The organism is Microcystis sp. M_QC_C_20170808_M3Col, assembly GCF_007095505.1.
In the GTDB taxonomy this organism is placed as follows: Bacteria; Cyanobacteriota; Cyanobacteriia; order Cyanobacteriales; family Microcystaceae; genus Microcystis.
This window is the reverse complement of record NZ_SFBY01000383.1, coordinates 1-2,540: the sequence shown is the minus strand read 5'-3', so window position 1 is coordinate 2,540 and position 2,540 is coordinate 1. Positions and strand designations below refer to the sequence as shown.

The 2,540-nt window shown below is 36.7% G+C and carries 5 protein-coding genes; all 5 read right to left on the bottom strand.

Going from position 1 to position 2,540, the window contains the following annotated elements; translation table 11 throughout:
* On the bottom strand, positions 1-152 hold a 152-nt coding region (locus EWV84_RS17745), incomplete at its 3' end, for a DNA adenine methylase (RefSeq protein ID WP_287079082.1).
* A gap of 8 nt (positions 153-160) precedes the next feature.
* Positions 161-1,297: a hypothetical protein gene (locus tag EWV84_RS17740; RefSeq protein ID WP_287079081.1), complete on the bottom strand. Its 1,137-nt coding sequence runs from the start codon at positions 1,295-1,297 to the stop codon at positions 161-163.
* Between the two features lie 118 nt (positions 1,298-1,415).
* Positions 1,416-1,643, bottom strand: coding sequence for a YlcI/YnfO family protein (locus tag EWV84_RS17735; protein WP_287079080.1), 228 nt, complete (start codon positions 1,641-1,643; stop codon positions 1,416-1,418).
* A 36-nt stretch (positions 1,644-1,679) separates the two neighbouring features.
* Positions 1,680-1,775: a hypothetical protein gene (locus tag EWV84_RS22940; protein WP_353737474.1), complete on the bottom strand. Its 96-nt coding sequence runs from the start codon at positions 1,773-1,775 to the stop codon at positions 1,680-1,682.
* Positions 1,776-1,883: 108 nt separating this feature from the next.
* On the bottom strand, positions 1,884-2,459 hold the full coding sequence (locus EWV84_RS17730; protein WP_287079079.1) for a Uma2 family endonuclease: 576 nt from the start codon (positions 2,457-2,459) through the stop codon (positions 1,884-1,886).
* Between the last annotated feature and the right edge of the window lie 81 nt (positions 2,460-2,540).

The window sequence follows — 2,540 nt, the reverse complement described above, 5'->3', positions numbered from 1 at the left end:
CCAAAGAGTTGCTTAACAGCAAAAAATACAGAACCACCACCAAAAAAAGGTTCTCGATATTCCCTAATATTCACAGGAATTTGCGGCAGAATTTGCTTAATTGCCCGGGATTTCCCCCCCGGATAACGCAAGGGACTTTTAATTTTTGACATTTTATTTACTAATTAGCTCCTATCTCGATTTCGAGCTTTTTATTGGTTTGAACTTCAACTAAAAGCTTTCTAATTATTTCCTGCTCTCTCTCCTTCAGATTATCCGAGTTTAACACAAGAAATTTTTCTAGATTTTCCAATTGACAAGGTAAAGTAATTTTGTCTTTAATACCTTTACCTGTAAGTTTTAACTTTGACACAAAATTTATGGGTTGATTGTTTAAATTAATGGAGTCTATATTGGAATACAGAATTAATTTAAAAAGACCATCTTGTATATCAGTTAAATCTGGCAGCCCCTTCCTTGTAGAATTTTTAGACTCCTGAATGTAATATTGATCTTTTATATATAAAATTTCGTCTGGTGCTAGATAATAAGTTCCTCCCAAATAGTTTTCAATACAGAAGTTTGCTTTCCCTCCATCGACTAAATATTCATGTTTATGTACTGTAACGGATTCCCTTTCACTTGCCATTTTAGAGCCTTTTAGAGATATATTTGTGAATTCTTTAAAATCATTATTAACTGCTTCTAGATATTTTTCCATCCTAGCTTGAGAATGGATAGAAACCCCCGTATTTTCAGAAATATTCTTATAAGAATCAAGTGCTTTTTGAAAAATTGAAGTAAATCGTTCTTCTAATAAGCTTTTATTCCAGTGTAAAGCACTTTGCTTGTAATTGAGAATTTCTTTTATTTGGCACTTAATAAATTCATTATTAAACTTTTGTTCAGTAAGTTTATGTTTATTTTCTTGTTTTGGTTTTTGACTTTTTTCTGCACTTTCATAGTATCCAAGAACTATGTATATATTGAGTAAATTCATCCACGAAACTGTCGAATATTGAAGCTTGTCTAAGTCTCCATCTTTTCCCTCATCTTTAATAATCGGTATTATTGTCAATATTTTTGACGCATTATATGTGTTGTAAATTCTTGCAAATGGATAGCTTCTGGTTCGCTTAGGGGAAACCCACGTGGAATAAGCGACTGCGACTTCTGTATTTTGTGCCTCTATAATTCCATAAGCTCTGGATTCATTAACATCAAATTGTTCCAAACATACTCTGTCTAAAGATTCTGTTAGACAGGCTGTATATTTTACATCTTTAATAAATCCAGTCAAATTCAAGACTTCGCTCATATTATAAAATTAGGATCAAACTAATTAGATTAAAAGACGGACTAACTGTTGAACTCACCCGCCGCCAATAACCCTGGAACTTGTCAAAGTCTAGCACAAAATCGGGTGCAGTGATATGTCAGACAGTCGGTAGCCGGTAATCGGGAACTTTTGTTAAGATTGCCTCATACTTTTCTCGACTTCCCTTTTTGGCCTTTTCTATTAGGTAATTTTCTGTCATCAACGCTGAAAGTTTCTCAGCGATCGCAGTAGAGATAAATTGATCGATCGAAATTCCATCACGAGCCGCTAGATCATCTAAACTTTTCTGTAATGAGTCGGGAATTTGGACTTGGATGGTACTCATGGTAACTTACCTATTAATCGTAGGAAACCTGAAGGCTCAAGCAGACATAAACCAAATTGCACCTGCAAAGTCACGGGTGTTATATGTGATTATACTCTGACATCCTGCTTTAACTGCAAGCTCCAATACCATATCGTCTTTGGGATCACGCAGAAATGGTCGCCACAGGAAGAAAATTTCATGAGGTATCCCAACCGAGCAATAGAAATCAATTAAGTCCTCGTGCTTCTCCCCAGACTTTTACTTACTTTGTCTAGCTTGACCAACTTTTAGCCATGCAAAGATTTGTTGTGGAGTCAGTGTCAACTCAACCCCTGCAATTACCTTAAGTTGGTGATCCCCTCTGCAAACTTCCGGCTCTTGTTGGTCCGTAAACATTAAAACAGAATAATCATCTGGATCAAGCATCCATCCTAATTTACTGCCATGTTTTAAACAATGTAGAATGTTGTCAATTACACGGTTTACCTTTTGATCCGGTGAAAGAATTTCGATAGTCCAATCAGGTGCTTCCCTAAAGTCGTCCTCCGGTTCACCTGCTTCATTCAGGTTAATTCGATTCCATGCAATTACGGCAACATCAGGAACGATCGAACGCCCGCCGAAGGTACATCGCAACTCAGGTAAAGCTGTATAATCAACAGTGTGGCTGTCAACCTCAGCTAAAAGACGTTTTTGTAGGATAGAGTGTCGAGTCTTAGGCGTAGGTTTCTGAATTGCGACTCCATGCAAGTATTCCCATGCTGGAGAATCCTCCAAATATGGCAATTTGAGGAAATCTTCAAGGGTGATACCCTGAGTTAAGGAAGTCGTCATCGGTTCAAGCAAAGGTTTTTTTTGTGACTTTATTATAAATCTCTGACTAGATTATACTCTGTCTGATTGATTCTGTCCAAG

Bases quoted from the DNA above. Each gene is read 5' to 3' on its own strand.
- EWV84_RS17740 (WP_287079081.1), bottom strand. From the start codon at position 1,297: ATGAGCGAAGTCTTGAATTTGACTGGATTTATTAAAGATGTAAAATAT.
- EWV84_RS17735 (WP_287079080.1), bottom strand. From the start codon at position 1,643: ATGAGTACCATCCAAGTCCAAATTCCCGACTCATTACAGAAAAGTTTA.
- EWV84_RS22940 (WP_353737474.1), bottom strand. From the start codon at position 1,775: ATGGTATTGGAGCTTGCAGTTAAAGCAGGATGTCAGAGTATAATCACA.
- EWV84_RS17730 (WP_287079079.1), bottom strand. From the start codon at position 2,459: ATGACGACTTCCTTAACTCAGGGTATCACCCTTGAAGATTTCCTCAAA.